The following is an 18,749-nucleotide window of genomic DNA, read 5'->3' as shown; positions in this document are numbered from 1 at the left end:
ATAGTCATCCATTGAAAAAATCTTTCAGCCTGAAATGGTTTGTCGCCATATCCTTCCTCGCCCTGGGTCTGCTACTGGTCTTCGGCTATTCCTGGCTGGCAGCCCGCTACTTTATGCTGGGAATGGACAATATGCTCACCATGCAAATGGAGCAGGCGGGCGAGCGCTACCTGAGCACTGTGCCCAAAGCGCAGCGCAGTACGCCACGGGATTTTGAGGGTTTCCTGATAACACCCGACTGGCAGCAGCTTCCGGCAGAAATGCGCAGGGCATTCGGCAGCCCACCAGTCAATAACAGTGAGCTGGTCAAGCAGGGCCCCGGTGTCGCAAAGCCGCCGGAAGAGCTCTATTTTCTGATCGGTTACCAGCAGGATGACGACAGGGTTTTTATCAGCCGGAGCATTTCCCCGGCCACCATCTCCTCAATAGTGGAAAGCAACGTTCGCGGCAACCTGCACACACTGGCACTGATCAGTGGCGCCAGTGCCCTGGCCCTGGCCGCCATCATCTGGCTGCTGTTACAACGGGTTTCCGGACCTGTGGCACGACTCGGCAACTGGACCCGATCCCTGAACCCGGAAATGCTGAAGGCGCCAGTTCCGGACTTCTCCTATCCGGAACTCAACGATATGGCGGAACTTATCCGCAACAGTCTCACCTCGGTAGAGGAGAGCCTGGAGCGTGAACACCGTTTTCTACGCCACGCCAGCCACGAATTGCGCACTCCGATCACGACGGTGCGCAGCAATGCCGAGCTGCTGCGCAAACTGAAAGAAGAAAGCGGCGGTGATCCCCGCGAACAGCTGGCGCTGGAGCGTATCGAGCGCGCCAGCCTGACCATGAAGCACCTGACGGAAACCCTGCTCTGGCTGGGCCGCGACAGCGGCGAGCGGCTGCCGGAAAACACCTTTGCCCTGGACCAGCTGGTGAGGCAACTGGCCGCCGACCTCGACTACCTGCTACGGGACAAGGAAGTCTCGCTGGAAATCGACACAGAGCCCTGTGAGGTCACGCTGCCGGAAGTGGTCGCGCGCATTCTGCTGGGTAACCTGATCCGCAACGCCTTCCAGCACACTTCGCGGGGCAGTGTGGCCATTCGGCAGAGAAATTGCCGCGTCGAAATCTTCAATCAACAGCACAACAACGGCGACACTTCAGGGGAGCTGGGTTTCGGGCTCGGCCTGCAACTGACCGCCAGGTTAAGTGAGCGGCTGGGGTGGCGCTATGTCAATCGCCCGCAGCGCGGCGGGCGCCGGGCCATACTCTGGCTGACGGAATCCTGACGCCCCAATGCCCTGCCCGGTGCTACCTACTGAGCAGCGCAATACTTCCCGTGCCCATTGGCCGGCAACTCGCTCAGTGGATATTTGATCTAGCCTTATTATTCATAGGCCAACCAGCCCACCCCAGCGAGATCTCCGAGGAGCAGCCAGTCGATGTGCGCCAAACCCCGGGTAGAGTCCCCCTTCGACCAGTACAACCATGATATTCCCGAGGACCAGATGCCGGCGGATGGTATAGCCCCGCGGGCGGCCGAGGCCATGGTCAATGCCGAGGGCTGGACGGACGCGCAGCCGGTGATGAATCTCTCCTCTTTCGTCACCACCTTTACCGAGCCGGAATCCCTGGAAGTCGCCCGCAAGAATTACCTGAAGAACTATATCGACCACGATATGTATCCGCAGATGTTCGCCATAGAGCAACGCCTGGTGCGCTGGCTGCACAGGCTGTGGAATGGCCCCGCGGACGCGACGCCCTACGGCACCGCCACCATCGGCTCCTCCGAGGCCTGCATGCTCGCCGGCCTGGCGCACAAGTGGAACTGGCGCAAGGCGCGGGAAAAGGCGGGCGTGGATGCCAGTAAGCCGAACCTGGTCACCGGTGGCAATGTACAGATCGTATGGAAAAAATTCATGCGCTACTTCGACGTGGAACCGCGCGAAGTGCCGCTCAAAGTGGGAGACTACCGCCTGACTGCGGAGCGACTGGACGAGTTCGTGGACGAAAACACCATCGCCGTGGTGGCCATCGCCGGACAGACCTTTACCGGCGAGGACGATGACTTCGACGCTATCCACAAGTGGCTGGACGACTACGAGGCGAAAACCGGCCACTCGATCCCGCTGCATATCGACGCGGCCTCCGGCGGCTTTATCAATCCCTTTCTCTACCCGGACTACGAGTGGGATTTCCGCCTGCCGCGGGTGCAGTCCATCAACGCCTCGGGACACAAGTACGGCCTGGTACCGCCGGGACTGGGCTGGATAATCTTCCGCGACGACCGGGTGTTTTGCGAGGACCTGATCTTCTACGTCAATTACCTGGGCGGCGAGATGCCCACCTCCACGCTGAACTTCAGCCGCAATGCTGCGCCGGTGGCCTACCAGTACTACGCCTTCCTGCGCCTGGGATTTTCCGGCTACCGGGACGTGATGCAGCGCACCGTGGACAACGCCAACTGGTTGCGAAGTAAACTGGTGGAGAGCGGCTTCTTCGACATCATGAACAAGACCCAGCGCATCCCGGTGGTGGCGCTGACCCTGAAACCGGGACTCAATTTCAACGAGTACGACGTTTCCGCCAAGGTGCGCGAGCGCGGCTGGGTGCTGTCCGCCTACTCGATGCCGCCGGATGCGGAATCGGTCAACACACTGCGGGTGGTGGTGCGGCCGCACCTGAACCGGGACACCATGCATATCCTCGCCGGCGATATCATCAACGCCTGCAATTGGCTGCGACAGCACGGCGGCAATGTCACGCCGCCGAAGCTGCACGATCACACCAAGGTGTCGCCGAGCAAGTGCTGAGGCCGGGCACGGCTCTCAGCACTGCAGTGCTACTCGTAGGCGGAAATCGGTGCGCAGGAACAGACCAGGTGCTTGTCCCCGTGCACATTGTCCACCCGCCCCACCGGCGGCCAGTATTTGCGCCCGCGCAACTCTTCCAGCGGAAAGACCGCCTCTGTGCGGCTGTAGGGATGCGCCCAACCGTCGGCGGCCATTACCGATGCCGTGTGCGGCGCATTGACCAGCGGATTGTCGCCCAGCGGCCATTCTCCATTTTCGACACGGGCGATTTCCGCGCGAATCTGGATCATCGCATCGCAGAACCGGTCCAGCTCCGCCAGCGACTCGCTCTCGGTGGGCTCGATCATCAGTGTGCCCGCCACCGGGAAGGACATGGTGGGCGCGTGGAAACCGTAGTCGACCAGTCGCTTGGCCACGTCGTCCACTAAAATACCGCTGGATTCCTTCAGCGGGCGCAGGTCGACGATACACTCGTGGGCCACATGTCCACCGCTGCCGCGATACAGTATCGGGTAGTGCTCCTGCAGGCGCGCGGCTATGTAGTTGGCGTTGAGTATCGCCACTTCGGTGGCCGAGCGCAGACCATCGCGGCCCATCATGCGGATATACATCCAGGTGATCGGCAGAATACTGGCACTGCCGGCAGTGGCCGCGGACACGGGTGCGCCGCGGCGCCCGTCGGCACCCGCGCCGCCGACTGCACCGGGCAGGAATTCCGCCAGGTGCGCGCGCACCGCCACCGGACCGACACCCGGGCCGCCACCGCCGTGGGGGATACAGAAGGTCTTGTGCAGGTTCAGGTGCGAGACATCGCCGCCGAACACGCCCGGCTGGCACAGGCCTACCATCGCATTGAGGTTGGCCCCGTCGATATACACCTGGCCGCCGTGCCGGTGCACTATTTCGCTGAGCTCGCCGATACCCTGCTCGAAGACCCCGTGGGTGGACGGATAGGTGACCATGATCGCCGCCAGCCGCTCGCTGTGCTCGGCGGCCTTCTCGCGCAGGTCGTCCAGGCACACATTGCCCTGCTCATCGCATCTGACCACCACCACGCGCATGCCGCACATCTGCGCCGAGGCCGGGTTGGTGCCGTGGGCGGAGCTGGGGATCAGGCAGATATCCCGCCCACCCTCGCCGCGGCTGGCGTGATAGGCGCGGATTGCCAGCAGGCCGGCGTACTCGCCCTGGGAGCCGGCGTTGGGCTGCAGGGACACGGCGTCGTAGCCGGTGATCTCGCACAGCATTGCCTCCAGGCCTTCGATCAGTTCCGCGTAACCCGCGACCTGGTCCGCCGGCGCATAGGGATGCACATTGGCAAACTCCGGCCAGGTCACCGGGATCATCTCCGCGGTGGCGTTCAGCTTCATGGTGCAGGAACCCAGCGGAATCATCGAGCGGTCGAGGGCGATATCGAGGTCGGCCAGACTGCGCAGGTAGCGCAGCATTTCCGTCTCCGAGTGGTAGCGGTTGAACACCTCCTGACTGAGCGGGCTGTCATCGCGCAGCAGTTCACCCGCCAGCACCGGTGAAACCCGGGACTCGACTTCACTGAAATCCAGCGCTCCGCCGAACAGCTGCCACAGTATTTCCACATCTCCCTGGGTCGCGGTTTCGTCGAGGGAAATGCCCACTCGTCTGCCGTCAATGGCGCGCAGGTTGATGCCCTGCTCCGCCGCTTTTTCGAGAACCGGTTCCGCGTCGTCGACCTTGACGGTCAGGGTATCGAACCAGCTGTCGCTCTGCAGCTGCGCACCCAGCTCTTTCAGGCCCAGCGCCAACACGCTGGTCAGGTGATGCACCCGCGTGGCGATCAGGCGCAGCCCCTGCGGACCGTGGTAGACCGCATACATGGATGCCATCACCGCCAGCAGCACCTGCGCGGTGCAGATATTGGAGGTAGCCTTCTCGCGGCGGATATGCTGTTCGCGGGTCTGCAGCGCCAGGCGGTAGGCGGGATTGCCGCAGCTGTCGATGGACTGCCCCACCAAACGGCCAGGCAGCGAGCGCTTGTAGGATTCGCGCGTGGCCATATAGGCGGCATGGGGGCCGCCGAAGCCCATGGGCACACCGAAGCGCTGGGTCGAGCCCACGGCGACATCCGCGCCCAGCTGGCCCGGCGGCGTCAGCAATAACAGGCTCAGAATATCCGCGGCCATCGCAACCAAGCCGCGCTGCGCGTGCACCGCTTCAATAACATTCCGGTAGTCTTTTACCGCGCCGCTGGCGCCCGGGTACTGCAACAGTATGCCGAAAACTTCGCGGCCTTCGAGTTCGGCGAGCGGGTCACCGATGACAATCTCGATACCCAGCGGCTCGGCGCGGGTTTGCAGAACCGCGATCGTCTGCGGCAGGCAGTCGCGGTCGACAAAGAAGGTGCGCGACTTGGACTTACTCATGCGCTGGCAAAGCGTCATGGCCTCCGCCGCCGCGGTGGCCTCGTCGAGCATGGACGCATTGGCCAGGTCCAGTCCGGTCAGTTCACTGACCAGTGTCTGGAAGTTGAACAGCGCCTCCAGGCGCCCCTGGGAAATCTCCGGCTGGTAGGGCGTGTAGGCGGTGTACCAGGCCGGGTTTTCGAGAATATTGCGCAGCACCACGTTGGGCGTGCGGGTGCCATAATAGCCCTGGCCGACAAAGGATTTGAACGGTTTGTTCTTCGCCGCCAGCGCGCGTATCTCCGCCAGCGCCTCGTGTTCCTGCACACCCTCGGCCAGCGCCAGAGGAGCGGGCATACGGATGCCGCCGGGCACCACCTCACCGATAAACTCATTCAGGCTACTGTGTCCGAGCCGCTGCAACATGCGCGCGATATCGTCCACTGACGGACCAATATGGCGGCGCGTAAACTCCGCTCTATCTTCCAGGTCGCGGATACTGTGTTTGGCTTGCAACATAATCTTTCTCCGCCTCCCTCAACCCGCCTGGGCGGCGTAGTCATCGGCGCTCAGCAGCTTGTCCAGCGCTGCCGGATCGGCGAGTCTGATACGCATAAACCAGCCCTCCCCCATGGGATCGCGGTTGACCAGTTCCGGATCCTCCTCCAGTGCACCGTTCACCTCGAGCACTGTGGCATCGAACGGCAGGGAAATATCGCCGGCCGCCTTTACCGATTCGATCACCGCCACCTCTTCGCCGGCACTCAGTTCGGCATTCACTTCCGGCAATTCCACAAACACCACATCGCCGAGTTGCGACTGGGCGAAGTCGGTGATGCCGACGGTGACGACATCGCCCTCGGCGGAGAACCACTCGTGGGATTCGGTGTATTTTATGTTGCTCATCTTAGGATCCACTCAAATGTTAAATAATCCGTAGGGTGCGCCGCCAAACTAGCCCCGGTAATAGCGCTGCGGCACAAAGGGCATTTTTGCCACGCTGATCGCCACCGCCTTGCCGCGCACCAGCGCCTGCAGGCCGGTGCCGATTTTTTCGTAGCCGCGGTCCACGTAGCCCATGCCGATGGCGGCGCCCAGAGTCGGTCCGTAACCGCCGCTGGTGACCTTGCCGACGATATTGCCGGCCTCGTCGATAATGTCCGCACCGGCGCGCACCGGCATCCTGCCCTCGACCGAAAAGCCGACACGCTTTTTGCTCGTGCCACTGGCAATCTGGTCCAGAACCACATCCGCACCGAGGAAGCCACCGCTCTTTGCGCCGTCGGCACGACGGGATTTGGAAATACTCCACAGCAGGCTCGCCTCCACCGGGGTGGTGCTGCTGTCCATGTCGTTGCCGTACAGACACAGACCCGCCTCCAGGCGCAGCGTGTCCCGCGCACCCAGGCCGATCATCTGCGCGCGCTCGTCTTGCAGCAATTCGCGGGCAAAGGTCTCTACCTCACTCGCGGCGATCGACACCTCGAAACCGTCCTCGCCGGTGTAACCGGAGCGGGTGATATAGCAGTCGCAGCCCAGAATTTCCGCGCGCATACCGCGCATAAAGGTCAGCTGCTGGGTGGCGGGTGCCAGCTCCGCCAGCAGATCCTTCGCCTGCGGACCCTGTACCGCCAGTAGAGCCCGACTCAAAACTTCCAATTCGCAACCGCGCAGGTGTTTCTGCAGGTGCGCTATATCGCCAGCCGCCGTCGCCGCATTGACCACCAGGAAAAACTCCTGCTCGGCCCAGCGGGTGACAATCAGGTCATCGAGGATGCCGCCCTCTTCATTGGTCAAAACGGCATAGCACTGCTGATCGATCTCCAGCGCCGCCACATCGATCGGCAGCAGCTTTTCCAGCTCCGCCACCACATCGGCGCCGCTGACCAGCAGCTGGCCCATATGGGAGACATCAAAGATGCCGATCTTGTCGCGCGTGTGCTGGTGCTCGCGCACTATGCCGGCACTGTACTGCACCGGCATGGCGTAACCGGCGAAGGGCACCATCTTGCCGCCCTGCTCCAGGTGCAGGTCGTAGAGCGGGGTTTTCAATGCATCCTGTTTCATGTTCTTTCTCCAAGTGAAGCGGTTTTCACAACGTAGCGAGCGGGTGCCTGGCGGCGGGCGCCGGAGCGGAGGCACCGGAGTGTACAGACGCGTACATGAGGATGCCGAGCACCGCCGAACGCCGCCAGGCGCACGCGCAGTAGTTGTGAATCCGCTTCTAGCATTCGACGATACTGACCGGCAGATCGATCACATTGACCGCCAGGCCGCCGCGCGCGGTTTCCTTGTATTTATCCTGCATATCGCGACCCGTATCGCGCATGGTGCGGATCACCTTGTCCAGCGACACCAGGTGCTCGCCGTCGCCGCGCAGGGCCATGCGCGCGGCGCTGATCGCCTTGATCGACGCCATCGCATTGCGCTCGATGCAGGGCACCTGCACCAGGCCGCCGACCGGGTCGCAGGTCAGGCCCAGGTTGTGTTCCATGGCGATTTCCGCCGCGTTTTCCACCTGCAGGGGCGAACCGCCGAGCACCTCGGCGAGACCGGCTGCGGCCATGGAACAGGCGGAGCCCACCTCCCCCTGGCAGCCCACTTCGGCGCCGCTGATGGAGGCGTTTTTCTTGAACAGAATGCCCACCGCCGCCGCCGTGAGCAGGAAGCGCACCACATCCTCGTCGGTGGGATTCTTGGAAAAACGCATGTAGTAGTGGAGCACCGCGGGAATAATGCCGGCGGCGCCGTTGGTGGGCGCGGTGACAATGCGGCCACCGGCCGCATTCTCCTCGTTTACCGCCAGCGCATAGAGGGTCACCCAATCCAGCGCCGACAGTGGATCCGACAGGCAGGCCTCCGGGCGGCTCAGCAGCTGGCGGTTGAGATTCGCCGCGCGGCGCTTCACCTTCAGGCCGCCGGGCAGAATGCCCTCATTGCCAATACCGTTGCTGACGCAGTCCTGCATCACCTGCCAGATCTGCATCAGGCCCGCACGGGTCTCGGCCTCGCTGCGCCAGGAGGCCTCGTTGGCCAGCATCACATCGCTGATACGCAGCTGTTCCCGCGCGCAGGTTTCCAGCAGCTGCTCCGCGGATTCGAAGTCGAAGCGCACACTGCGCGCCTGTTCCGGCACGCGATCCGCCTGCGCCTCGCGCTCGGTCACCACAAAGCCGCCGCCGACGGAGTAGTAGACCTCCTCCGCCAGCAGCCTGCCGGATTCGTCGAAGGCGCTGAAGCGCATACCGTTGGCGTGCAGCGGCAGTTCCTCCTCGCCGAGCAACAGGAGATCGCTCTGTGGATCGAATGCGATGCGCCGCTCGCCACCCAGGTTCAGGCTGCGGCTCTGCTCGATTGTCTCTACCCGCGCGTCCACACTGGCGGTATCCACCAGCTCCGGCTGCTCGCCCTCGAGGCCCAGCATCACCGCCTTTGTGGTGCCGTGGCCGACGCCGGTGGCGCCGAGGGAGCCGAACATATAGGCACCAACCCGCGCCGTCTGCGCGAACACATTTTTTTCGCGCAGCAGCTGCAGGAACTGCCCCGCGGCCTTCATGGGGCCGACGGTGTGCGAACTGGACGGCCCTATACCGATCTTGAACAGATCGAAAACACTCAGGGACATGGATCAGGACCCTGTGTAAACGGGAAAAGCGGCGCAGAGCTCTGCGACCTTTGCGCGCACCCGCACCTGCTCCGCTTCCAGTGCTTCCGGATCCTCGAGATTCTCCAGCAGGTCGCACATCCAGCCCGCCAGGGCCTCCGCCTCGGCGGTGCCCATGCCGCGACTGGTGATTGCCGGCGTGCCGATACGCACGCCGCTGGTCACGAAAGGCGACTGGGGATCGTTGGGTACCGTGTTCTTGTTGACGGTGATATTGGCCGCACCCAGGGCCGCGTCCGCGGCCTTGCCGGTGACGCCGCGCTTGCTCAGGTCGATCAGCAGCAGGTGGTTCTCGGTACCGCCGGACACTATGTCGAAGCCCCGCGCCAGGAAGATCGCGGCCATGGTCCTGGCATTGTCGATGACCTTCTGCTGGTACTCGGCAAATTCCGGGGACAGCGCCTCCTTGAAGGCCACCGCCTTGGCCGCAATCACGTGCATCAGCGGCCCGCCCTGGATACCGGGGAATATCAGCGAGTTGAACTTCTTGCCCAGGCCCTCGGCATCGCGCGCCAGTATCAGGCCGCCGCGCGGTCCGCGCAGTGTCTTGTGGGTGGTGGTGGTGACCACATCGGCGAAGGGTACTGGACTAGGGTAGAGTCCGGCGGCGACCAGCCCGGCCACATGGGCCATGTCCACGAACAGGTAGGCACCCACCTTGTCGGCGATGTCGCGGAAGCGCTGCCAGTCCATCACCTGGGAATAGGCCGAGAAGCCGGCGACGATCATCTTCGGCCTGTGCTCCAGCGCCAGCTGCTCCACCTGGTCGTAATCCACCTGCCCGGTCTGCGTATCGAGGCCATACTGGATCGCGTTGTAGATCCTGCCGGAGAAGTTTGGCTTGGCGCCGTGGGTCAAGTGGCCGCCGTGATCCAGGGACAGGCCGAGAAAGGTGTCCCCCGGTTGCAGCAGGGCCATATACACGGCCGCATTGGCCTGGGAGCCGGAGTGGGGCTGCACATTGGCATAGTCGGCGCCGAACAGCTGCTTTGCGCGGTCGATCGCCAGCTGTTCGACCACATCCACATGCTCGCAGCCGCCGTAGTAGCGCTTGCCCGGGTAGCCCTCGGCGTACTTGTTGGTGAGCACAGAGCCCTGGGCGGCCATGACCGCCTGGCTGGTGTAGTTCTCGGATGCGATCAGCTCGATATGAGCTTCCTGGCGCTGCCGCTCGGCGTCGATGGCTGCGTAGAGTTCGGCATCCAGGGGCTGAAGATGGGATTGCAAGGCGTCCATGGGACCTCCGCTCATTTTATTTATTGAGCGATCCTAGTGCCCCTGTTAAGATTTTTTAAATTTATAGTTCAAATTTAATCATTAGTATTTCTTATGCAACTGCCGCACAGGAACCTGCCCACCGAGTGGCTGCGCACCCTAGTCACCGTGATAGATACCGGGGGGTTTACCCAGGCCGGGGAACTGCTGGCGCGCTCGCAGCCGGCCATCAGCCTGCAGATGAAGCAGTTGGAGGAGCGCCTGGGTCGCCAGCTGCTGCTGCGCTCCGGCCGCTCGGTGAACCTGACCGAGAGCGGCCAGCGGGTCTACGAACAGGCGCGGAAGATACTGGCCCTGAACGATGAACTGGTGTTCGAATTCAGCGGCGCCTCTGTAACCGGCAAACTGCACCTGGGCATTCCCAGCGAATTCGCCTCAACGCTGCTGCCGCGGATTATCGGCAACTTCTCCCAGAGCTACCCGGACGTCGCGCTCCAGGTGACCAGCGACCTGAGCCGCAACCTGTTGGCCCGGGGACGACGGGAGAACTTCGACCTGATTCTCGCCCTGCAGGAGGAAGAAGCGGACGGGGACGGACAGGTGGTGATCCGCGATGACCTTGTGTGGGTGGGGAGCCAGAAGCACTCGGCACAGCTGCTGAAGCCATTGCCGCTGGTACTGGCGCCGGAGGGCTGCATCTACCGCAAGCGGGCCGAGGCCGTATTGGGAAACGCCGGCATCGAATCGCGCAACGTGTTTACCATTCCCGACCTGAACGGTATCCAGTCGGCACTGGAGGCCGGGCTCGGCATCACCGCGCTGACCCGCAGTACAGTGCCGGAGAGCCTGCGCATTCTGCGCAATTCACGCCAGCTGCCGAAACTGGGGGAGATCTGTATCGGCCTGCACTTCAAGAGCCGGCGGCCCAGCGAGGCGGCGATTCGCCTCGCGGAGCATTTGCAGAGTGGGTTGAATATCGCCTGAGCGTCAGTTGGGCAGCTCAGCAAATCCCATGTTGAACAGCGTAAAGCTGAAGATATCCGCATACTGTTCAATGGACTTGGATACCGGCGTGCCGGCACCGTGCCCGGCCTTGGTTTCAATGCGAATCAGGGTCGGCGCTGTCCCCGCCTGCTTGGACTGCAGCTCTGCAGCAAACTTGAAGGAGTGCGCCGGCACCACGCGGTCGTCGTGATCTGCGGTGGTCACCAGGGTGGCCGGGTACTCAACGCCGGCGCGCACATTGTGCACCGGTGAATATCCCTTCAGGTATTTGAACATCTCCTCGCTCTCTTCCGCGGTGCCGTAGTCATAGGCCCAACCGGCACCGGCAGTAAAGGTGTGATAGCGCAACATGTCCATCACCCCAACGGCAGGCAGCGCCACCTTCACCAGTTCCGGGCGCTGGGTCGCCACCGCCCCCACCAGCAGGCCGCCATTGGAGCCACCGTGTATGGCCAGGTAATCGCGGGAAGTATACTTTTTCTCGGTCAGGTACTCGGCCGCGGCGATAAAGTCATCGAATACATTCTGCTTTTGCAGCTTGGTGCCGGCGTTGTGCCAGCGCTTGCCGTACTCACCGCCGCCGCGCAGATTGGGCACCGCATAGATGCCGCCCATTTCCAGCCACACGGCATTGGCAATTTTGAAGTACGGCGTCAGGCTGATATTGAAACCGCCATAGCCATACAGGATGGTGGGGTTCTTGCCATCCAGCTCCAGGCCCTTCTTGTAGGTGATCATCATCGGAATGCGCGTACCATCCCTGGAGGTGTAGAACACCTGCTCGGACTGGTAGGCACTGCTGTCGAAATCAGCCCCGGATTCACGGTAGATTTCCGACTGCCCCTCCTCGACATCAAAGGCGAAGATGGTGCCCGGCGTCTTGTAGTTGGTGAAGGTGTAGTAGAGCACCTCATCGTCTTTCTTGCCGCCGAGAGAGCTGGCACTACCGGGCCCGGGCAGTTCGATTTCCCGGATGCGCTCACCGTCGAGATCGTACTGGTAGACCCGGGACAACGCATCGACCATGTAGCGGGTAAAAATATAGCCGCCGCCGGTAGAGGCGCTGAGTACATTGTCAGTTTCCGCAATCAGGTCCCGCCAGTTGGCCGGCACCGGATCCGCGGCGTCCACCGTGACAATCTTTTTGTTGGGTGCATCCAGGTTGGTGACCAGGTACAGCTTGCTGCCGACATTCTCCAGCACATAGGTGTCGGAATCGAAGTGATCGAGCACAGTGACCAGCGGCGCGTCCGGCTCGCTCAGGTCGCGGATATACAGATCGTTGCCGGAAGTGGATTTGGAGCCGGAAATCACCAGGTAGCGATCGTCTTCGGTCACATAACCGGAAACATAGCGGCGCTTCTGTTGCGGCTCGCCGCCAAACACCAGGCGGTCCTCGGACTGCGGCTGACCCAGTTTGTGGTAGTAGAGCTTATGCTGGTCTGTCCTGGCAGAGAGCTCACTGCCCTCGGGCTTGTCGTAACTGGAATAGTAAAAGCCCTCGTTACCCCTCCAGGAAATTCCGGAGAACTTGACGTCCACCAAAGGCTCTTCGAGTATCTCCCCGGTCTCCGCATTCACGATGATGATCTTGCGCCAGTCGCTGCCGCCTTCGGAAATCGAGTAGGCGGCGATGGAGCCGTCCCTGGAAAACTCCAGGCTCGCCAGCGAGGTAGTGCCGTCTTCACTGAATTTATTCGGATCCAGGAATACCTCCGGCTCGCCATCGCCCTGCTTGCGCCACACCACATACTGGTCCTGCAGGCCGTCGTTGCGATAGAAGTAGGTGTAGTTGCCCTCCCTGAACGGAGAGCCGACCTTCTCGTAGTTCCAGACCACCTTGAGGCGCTCCCTGAGTTTGTCCCGATAGGGAATTTGCTCCAGATACCCGAAAGTAACCTTGTTCTGCGCCTGCACCCAGGCCCCGGTTTCCTCGCTGCGGTCGTCTTCCAGCCAGCGGTAGGGGTCGGCCACACGAGTGTCGAAGTAGGTGTCCACCACCTGCCCCCTGCGGGTTTGCGGGTATTCGAGGCCGACTGCCGGCGCAGCCGCGTTCATATTCAGGTTCGCATTCTCAGTGGACTCCGGGGAATCCCCGGAACAGGCTGCCAGCATCCCGGCCAGGGCCAAAAGAGGTATTTTTTTCATCAATTATTTTCCCTTCTCGAATTTTTCTCAGAGCGCCCGGCAGTAACCGCCGGCTGCCTTATTGAAGGCACACCGACAAGCACACCGGATCCGGGGGTAAATATCAAGCACCTGCAGACAACCGAGCCCCCGCCAGTGAATACCCCGAGTGAAATGCGAAAACCCGGGATTTTATTCGGAAAATTTTGCTGACCGCAGACACATCAATACGACGGAAACCAGGGAGGGATTACGGCCCGGTACTGATTGAATGCTGAAAGCACCCGGCCACATACATCTCCGCCCCCGACCATCAGGCAGCACCACCCAAAAACATCTTCGCCAGCTCCGCATCCGCCAACACGGCCTTCAATGCCGGATTGCCGGTATTCATCAGGTCCTGCATCAATCCCAGGCGCAGGTCGTTGGGCAGCAGCTCCAGTTTCAGGAAAGACTGGATATTGGCCAGTTGGGTTCTATCGGGTTTGATCTCGTTGACGCGCAGGTAGTGGTACAGCCGGGTGCAGAGGGTGGCGAGGATATCGATGCGCGGGCTGGGGCCGCCGGCGGACTTTTCGATATGGGGGCCTATGGAAGCGGCAAAGTCCTCGGCGTCGACGATGGCCTGGGGCGAGACCAGTTTGCCCAGGTTCTGCTCGACGTAGGCGATAAAGGCGTTGCAGGTGACCTCGTCCAGGCAGGAGCGGGCCAGGATATTGACCAGGGGTAGTTCCGCGCGCAGGTCCTCGATCGCGGCGATGCCGTGGAAAAACTGCACCAGGGAACGGGGCGTGGTGCGCTCGCCACTGACCAATTCCGGGTAGGTGAGCACGAAATCGATACCGCGCGAGTCGACACCGCTCTGCTCCGCCCACAGGGCCCAGGCCCTGGCGTCGAACTCCATGGTGATATGCATCATGCGCGTCAGCATGGCGTCGTCCATCGGCGTCACCGAGTAGTCGCCGCCGTCCGGATTGGCCGTCAGCACCATCTGCCAGCCCTGCGGCAGTGCCCAGCTGATCAGTTCGTGGTTTTGCAGCAGCTGCATAATGCCGCGCAGTATGCGCTCGTCCGCGCGGTTGATGTCATCGATCAGCAGGATTCCCGGGCCCGGTTCGGTGGGCACCCAGTGAGGCGCGGCGAAGCGGGTAACGGGATTGCCGTCGGCGTCCGCTTCGATCCGCGGCATCCCCAGCAGGTCGCCCATCTCCTCGAACTGGGCCGGCGCTATGGCCCGCCACTGCGTGCCCCGCTCCCGCGCTATCTGCTCCACCAGCTGGGTCTTGCCGATACCGTGGCGTCCCCAGATGCAGACCGGCACACTGCGCCGCCCCGCTTGTGGCAGCAGGTGCTCGATAAAGCGCCGCACTTCCGGGGCCGGGCAGTTGAGACCGTAATAGGTGTACTGGTGGTGATTCATGGTGTACTGCACTCACTGGTCGGCGGCCATGGGAATCACCCGGCCGCAGGAAGTCAATCGGGATCTGTCGGCGTCGCCTGCATCACCGTGTAACAGCCACAGTAGGGGCACCCTGGGGCGGACTGCCGGCGGCGGCGCCTGGCCATCGGTGAAATAGACGATGCCGTCGAAGCGGTGCCGGTTGGCGTATTCCACCGGCGCCGTGAAGTCGGTGCCACCGCGACCCTGCACGCCCTGCGGGGCTGTGCCGCAATAGGAATAGCTGCGCTGTATCGCCGTATCGCACTCGACCAGGATTATTTCGGCGCCGGCCCGCCACAGGTGGTTTATCTCCGCGAAAAAGGCACTCAGCTGTGCATCGTCGATACTGGCGGAGGTGTCCACCGCCACCAGCAGGCGCTGGTGGGGCTGGATACGGGTGCCCGGCGTGGTGCCATAGCGTTTGGAGGGGCGGCGCAGGGTATTCCTGACCGAGGTGCGCCGGCTGCTCGCGGCGAACAGGCGCAGTGCCCGGCGCCAGTTGAGTGACGGGCGCCGCCGGGCCAGCAGCTGCTCCACGGCCGCGAGCACTGCCCCCGGCAGCAGGCCGCGCCCGCTGCCTTCCAGTTCGGCGCGCAGGGCCGCCTGCTCCAAGCGGCCCTGCAGCTGCTGGTCGAGCAGCGAGCGTCGGGCCTCCGGCAATTGGGCGAAGGCAGCCCAGTTGTCGTGGCCCGCCCGCGCCAACCCCTCTCCCGCACCCCGCCCCTCTCCACCGGACGGCGGCAGCAACCGGTAGTAGTAGGCCAGCTCCCGCTGCGCTTCCAGCGCTGGCCGGCCCAGCTCCGCCCGCCAGGCGTTGACCTGCTCCAGGGTGATGGCGCCCGGGCAGCGCTGCGTCGGCGCCAGGTACTGGTTCGCCACCAGGTCGGCGGCGCGATCGAAGCGGCCCTTGTCGGCGTAGTCGGGGCGCAGGAGCAGGTGTCCCAGCACCAGGTGCAGGGCCTCGTGCTTCAGGGCACCCAACTGCTGCGCCTCGTCCAGCGCGTGCCAGGCTTCATTGCGACACAAGAGGCGCACATCGCTGTGGCCCTGGGGCTGCAGCGACAGGGCGGGGCCGTCGCCCCCCTCTGCGGAAAACAGCTTGTGGAAGCCGGCCAGGTAATGGCCGTAGAAGGGTTCGCGCAGCATCAGCCGGACCAGTGCGCGTGACAGGGTATTTGCGTCCATTCCCTCTATCGCTTTATCCCTATAAGCGTATGATTTTCAAGGAATTATCCATACAATGCCAATCCCGTCAACGCGCCGGCGGAGTGGTTGGACATGGAGTCAGGAGGGGTATGGCAATGGGCGATCTGAGACTTTCCTTCAATCTGGAGGACTACCTGGGTGGGCATCACCCCGACATCACCGAGCTGGAGCTGGACACCGACGAGCCCATTCCCAGCTGGCAGGCGCTCGCCGCCAGCTTCCCAAACCTGGCGCGAATCAAGATCCGAGAGATTGGTCCTGTGGGCGGCAAACTGCTGATCGACAGCGACTTCTTCGCCGCCTTTCCCGCGCTTGCGGAGCTGGATGCAGACACCCGCGACAGCAACGCGCTTGCGGCCGACCTCAGCGGGCTGAACCCGGCGCACCTGGCGAAGCTGCAGCGATTGAAAATCGAAAGCTGCCGCAGCGGGGATATCAGTGTGCTCGGCGACCTGCCGCTACTGGAATCCCTGAGTATCGAGGTGGACGCCCCCGCGATCCGCTTCCACACCGGCGCCGCCAGCGCCCTGAAAAAGCTGCAGCTGGTTTTCAGCGAGTCGGTGCGGCAACTGGACCTGGACCTGGCCAGCGCCCCCGTCGCGAAACTGGACCTGGGCAGCGGCACCTACTACCGGCAGCTGCCCGGCCCGGTCGAAATCCAGCGGCTGCGCCCGCCGGCCACCCTGTCCGGGCTGAAGATAGGCCTGCGCAGCGAAACCCCATTTCCGGCGGACCTGCAACTGCCACCCACGCTGACCGACGTCGAAATAAACCTGCAGGGAAAGGCGACACTGCCGCCAGCCATGCTGGGCCCACAACCCCGGCTGCATCGCCTTGAGATGTCGCTGGAAGGCGAGACGGCCCCGCTGCCGGCAGGTTTCTTTGCCGGCCTCAGCGCCCTGCGCTATCTGAAGCTGAACATGGAACGCACCCCTGTCGAAGGCCCGCTGCTGCCGGCAGGCCTGCCACTGACCGAACTGCACTATCACAATGCCCCGGGACTGCTGGGCGAAACCGACACCCTGCAGCTACCGAAACTGGAAATCGTCTGGCTCAGCGGCGTGGGCGGCGACCAGCTGGCATGGCTGGCCCACAGTCGCAAGGTCCGCTATCTCAACATCCATGTGGCGGAAAACTTCCACACCCTGCCCGAGTTGCCGGCGCTGAAAGATTTCGCCCTGCGCGACTCGCGGCTCGCCTCGCTGCCCGAATCCCTGCGCCGCAACACCCGGCTGCAGGGGCTCACCCTGCTCGGCTGTACCCTGCCCGAGCTCGGCGACATCCGCACTATGAGCGGGCTGAAGAGAATCTGGATAGCGCCGCCACGGCGCGACCAGCGCGCGCTGCCGCCACTGGACGACATAGCGCATCTCCCGGGGCTGGAACAGCTGCGCCTGGATATCGACCTGCAACATTTCGATCCGGCGTGGATGTCGCTCGCCCCCGGCGCCGAGCTGGGGCTGGACGAGCACAAACTGGTGGAGGCCTACCGGATACTGCGCGCCTCTCACCTGGATACCGCGCGGGTGCTGGAATACCTGCAAATATTGCTCGATGTGCGCAGGCCCACCGAGCTGCCGCCGATGCCCGCCGACTTCCACCTGGTGCTGATGGCGGCAAAACTCAATCGCTTCAAGGCCCAGCACAAGACCTGGCTGCGCGGCGAGGCAGAGAAAAACGAGCGGGCGCGCCCATTCGGCGCCGGCAGCGTACTGTTCGTCTGCGGCCGCAGCGGTTTCAGGGACACGGAACTCAGGACCAGGGCGGCGGAAATCGGTTTTTCGATCAGCAGGAAGCTGGACGACAGCGTCACCCATGTACTGCTCGGCAGCGCGCCCAGGGCCGTGGACCTGCTGGATTCTGAGCGCTTCGCCCTGATCGACGACACCAGCTTGCAGCAGTGCTTCACCGCCGAGGCGCCCAGGTTCCTGCAGCAGCAGGCCAGCGCCGGCATGGGCGACAGTATACTGGCGATGCTGGCATCGCCGGATGAGAGCGCCCACAAAGTGGCGGTGCATATGCTGGAACAGGGCGGTGTCACCGAGGCGATGCGCATACCACTGTTCCTGATCCTGAAAACCACGGCGGACAACGAGCTGCGCAAACAGGTCAGGCACCTGCTCGCCGGCATCGGCAACGAGGCCTTCCAGCTGGCGGTCAACGACCGCATCCTCTTCCACACCTGCCGCGGCCGCGACGAACGCGACGAGCTGCGGGGCCAGTGCGTGATGGTGGGCAAGCTGAAACGCCAGCGCAGGAAATGGGGCGATACCCTGTGCAACGATTTTGCCAGGGCCTACTTCGACCGTTTCGGCGAGGGCCTGATGTTCGTGCTGATGCAGAGAGAGGAGACACCCCAACGCCTGGCCATCCTCGAATCCCTGGTGGAGGGAGAAACCCTCAACTGGCGCCGCGGCGCCGGCTTTGACCGGGTACTGGAGGCCGCCAGCGAGCGGGAAAAGCAGTACCTGCACTGGCACCCGACGCGGGAATTCAATTACGACAACGAGCTGGGGGCCGCCAGAAGTTACCTGCCGGCAGCGCTGGCCGAGCGCCACAAGATCACCCGGCTGGACCTGGGTGCCTGCCTGCTCACCGCCCTGCCCAAGGGCATAGAGCATTACACAGGGCTGCGCAGCCTCAGTATCTCATTCAATGCCTTTGAGAAATTACCCGCGAATTTCAGCCGCTTCGCGGACCTGGAGGAACTGGATCTCTCCTACAACCACTTCGCGCAATTCCCGGATGTGCTGTTCAAGCTGACGAAACTGAAACGGCTGGATCTGCGCCGCGCCGCCAGGGACGATTACGATAGCGGCTATGGCCGCGAGTACCAGCCCCTGCTCGCGCCACAGGCGTTCCGCAAGGCCTTTCCCCAGTGCGAAATCCTGGAAGATATCTGATGG

General features: G+C 63.0%; 12 protein-coding genes and 1 other RNA gene. 4 read left to right on the top strand and 9 right to left on the bottom strand.

All coding sequences use genetic code 11. The features are described 5' to 3' along the window. Positions 1-11: 11 nt before the first annotated feature. Entirely contained in the window at positions 12-1,283 is a 1,272-nt protein-coding gene (locus IG627_RS08450) for a sensor histidine kinase (RefSeq protein ID WP_193191917.1), read from the top strand. Positions 1,284-1,436: 153 nt separating this feature from the next. Beyond that, complete coding sequence (locus tag IG627_RS08445; protein WP_193191916.1) at positions 1,437-2,807, top strand: glutamate decarboxylase; 1,371 nt, start codon at positions 1,437-1,439, stop codon at positions 2,805-2,807. 29 nt (positions 2,808-2,836) lie between these two features. Here IG627_RS08445 and gcvP read toward each other — a convergent pair whose 3' ends face one another. The 6 genes from gcvP to glyA all read right to left on the bottom strand — a co-directional run bounded on the left by gcvP (position 2,837) and on the right by glyA (position 10,085). Beyond that, positions 2,837-5,704, bottom strand: a complete 2,868-nt coding sequence (gcvP, locus tag IG627_RS08440) for an aminomethyl-transferring glycine dehydrogenase (RefSeq protein ID WP_193191915.1) — start codon at positions 5,702-5,704, stop codon at positions 2,837-2,839. An 18-nt stretch (positions 5,705-5,722) separates the two neighbouring features. After that, positions 5,723-6,091 (bottom strand): glycine cleavage system protein GcvH, encoded by a 369-nt coding sequence (gene gcvH, locus IG627_RS08435; RefSeq protein WP_193191914.1) that lies wholly within the window; start codon positions 6,089-6,091, stop codon positions 5,723-5,725. A 48-nt stretch (positions 6,092-6,139) separates the two neighbouring features. After that, positions 6,140-7,252 carry a glycine cleavage system aminomethyltransferase GcvT gene (gene gcvT / locus IG627_RS08430; RefSeq protein WP_193191913.1) on the bottom strand — a complete coding sequence of 371 codons (1,113 nt, stop codon included), beginning with the start codon at positions 7,250-7,252 and terminating at the stop codon, positions 6,140-6,142. Positions 7,253-7,272: 20 nt separating this feature from the next. Beyond that, positions 7,273-7,349: non-coding RNA, sX9 sRNA (locus tag IG627_RS08425), on the bottom strand. 60 nt (positions 7,350-7,409) lie between these two features. Next, on the bottom strand, positions 7,410-8,810 hold the full coding sequence (locus IG627_RS08420; protein ID WP_193191912.1) for an L-serine ammonia-lyase: 1,401 nt from the start codon (positions 8,808-8,810) through the stop codon (positions 7,410-7,412). A gap of 3 nt (positions 8,811-8,813) precedes the next feature. Beyond that, positions 8,814-10,085 (bottom strand): serine hydroxymethyltransferase, encoded by a 1,272-nt coding sequence (glyA, locus tag IG627_RS08415; RefSeq protein WP_193191911.1) that lies wholly within the window; start codon positions 10,083-10,085, stop codon positions 8,814-8,816. Positions 10,086-10,178: 93 nt separating this feature from the next. Here glyA and IG627_RS08410 point away from each other — a divergent pair, with 93 nt between their 5' ends. Further along, positions 10,179-11,048 carry a LysR family transcriptional regulator gene (locus tag IG627_RS08410; RefSeq protein ID WP_193191910.1) on the top strand — a complete coding sequence of 290 codons (870 nt, stop codon included), beginning with the start codon at positions 10,179-10,181 and terminating at the stop codon, positions 11,046-11,048. A 3-nt stretch (positions 11,049-11,051) separates the two neighbouring features. Here IG627_RS08410 and IG627_RS08405 read toward each other — a convergent pair whose 3' ends face one another. The 3 genes from IG627_RS08405 to IG627_RS08395 form a co-directional block, all read right to left on the bottom strand. After that, complete coding sequence (locus tag IG627_RS08405) at positions 11,052-13,217, bottom strand: prolyl oligopeptidase family serine peptidase (protein WP_193191909.1); 2,166 nt, start codon at positions 13,215-13,217, stop codon at positions 11,052-11,054. 292 nt (positions 13,218-13,509) lie between these two features. Continuing rightward, a complete protein-coding gene (locus IG627_RS08400) occupies positions 13,510-14,616 on the bottom strand; it encodes an AAA family ATPase (RefSeq protein WP_193191908.1) in 1,107 nt (368 codons plus the stop codon). Positions 14,617-14,628: 12 nt separating this feature from the next. Further along, positions 14,629-15,822 (bottom strand): vWA domain-containing protein, encoded by a 1,194-nt coding sequence (locus IG627_RS08395; RefSeq protein ID WP_226864857.1) that lies wholly within the window; start codon positions 15,820-15,822, stop codon positions 14,629-14,631. 116 nt (positions 15,823-15,938) lie between these two features. On the opposite strand from IG627_RS08395, the gene IG627_RS08390 reads away from it, so the two are divergent. After that, complete coding sequence (locus IG627_RS08390; RefSeq protein WP_193191907.1) at positions 15,939-18,746, top strand: leucine-rich repeat domain-containing protein; 2,808 nt, start codon at positions 15,939-15,941, stop codon at positions 18,744-18,746. The last annotated feature ends 3 nt before the right edge of the window (positions 18,747-18,749 follow it).

The sequence above is a fragment of the Microbulbifer taiwanensis genome (genome assembly GCF_014904815.1).
In the GTDB taxonomy this organism is placed as follows: domain Bacteria; phylum Pseudomonadota; class Gammaproteobacteria; order Pseudomonadales; family Cellvibrionaceae; genus Microbulbifer; species Microbulbifer taiwanensis.
Note: the sequence above shows the minus strand (reverse complement) of the source record. Positions and strands in the feature narration are given on the sequence as shown.

Excerpts from the sequence above, each read along its gene's own strand:
- gcvT (WP_193191913.1), bottom strand. The coding sequence starts at position 7,252 with ATGAAACAGGATGCATTGAAAACCCCGCTCTACGACCTGCACCTGGAG.
- IG627_RS08410 (WP_193191910.1), top strand. The coding sequence starts at position 10,179 with ATGCAACTGCCGCACAGGAACCTGCCCACCGAGTGGCTGCGCACCCTA.
- IG627_RS08395 (WP_226864857.1), bottom strand. The coding sequence starts at position 15,822 with ATGGACGCAAATACCCTGTCACGCGCACTGGTCCGGCTGATGCTGCGC.
- IG627_RS08400 (WP_193191908.1), bottom strand. The coding sequence starts at position 14,616 with ATGAATCACCACCAGTACACCTATTACGGTCTCAACTGCCCGGCCCCG.
- IG627_RS08420 (WP_193191912.1), bottom strand. The coding sequence starts at position 8,810 with ATGTCCCTGAGTGTTTTCGATCTGTTCAAGATCGGTATAGGGCCGTCC.
- IG627_RS08445 (WP_193191916.1), top strand. The coding sequence starts at position 1,437 with ATGTGCGCCAAACCCCGGGTAGAGTCCCCCTTCGACCAGTACAACCAT.
- IG627_RS08405 (WP_193191909.1), bottom strand. The coding sequence starts at position 13,217 with ATGAAAAAAATACCTCTTTTGGCCCTGGCCGGGATGCTGGCAGCCTGT.
- glyA (WP_193191911.1), bottom strand. The coding sequence starts at position 10,085 with ATGGACGCCTTGCAATCCCATCTTCAGCCCCTGGATGCCGAACTCTAC.
- gcvP (WP_193191915.1), bottom strand. The coding sequence starts at position 5,704 with ATGTTGCAAGCCAAACACAGTATCCGCGACCTGGAAGATAGAGCGGAG.
- gcvH (WP_193191914.1), bottom strand. The coding sequence starts at position 6,091 with ATGAGCAACATAAAATACACCGAATCCCACGAGTGGTTCTCCGCCGAG.
- IG627_RS08390 (WP_193191907.1), top strand. The coding sequence starts at position 15,939 with ATGGGCGATCTGAGACTTTCCTTCAATCTGGAGGACTACCTGGGTGGG.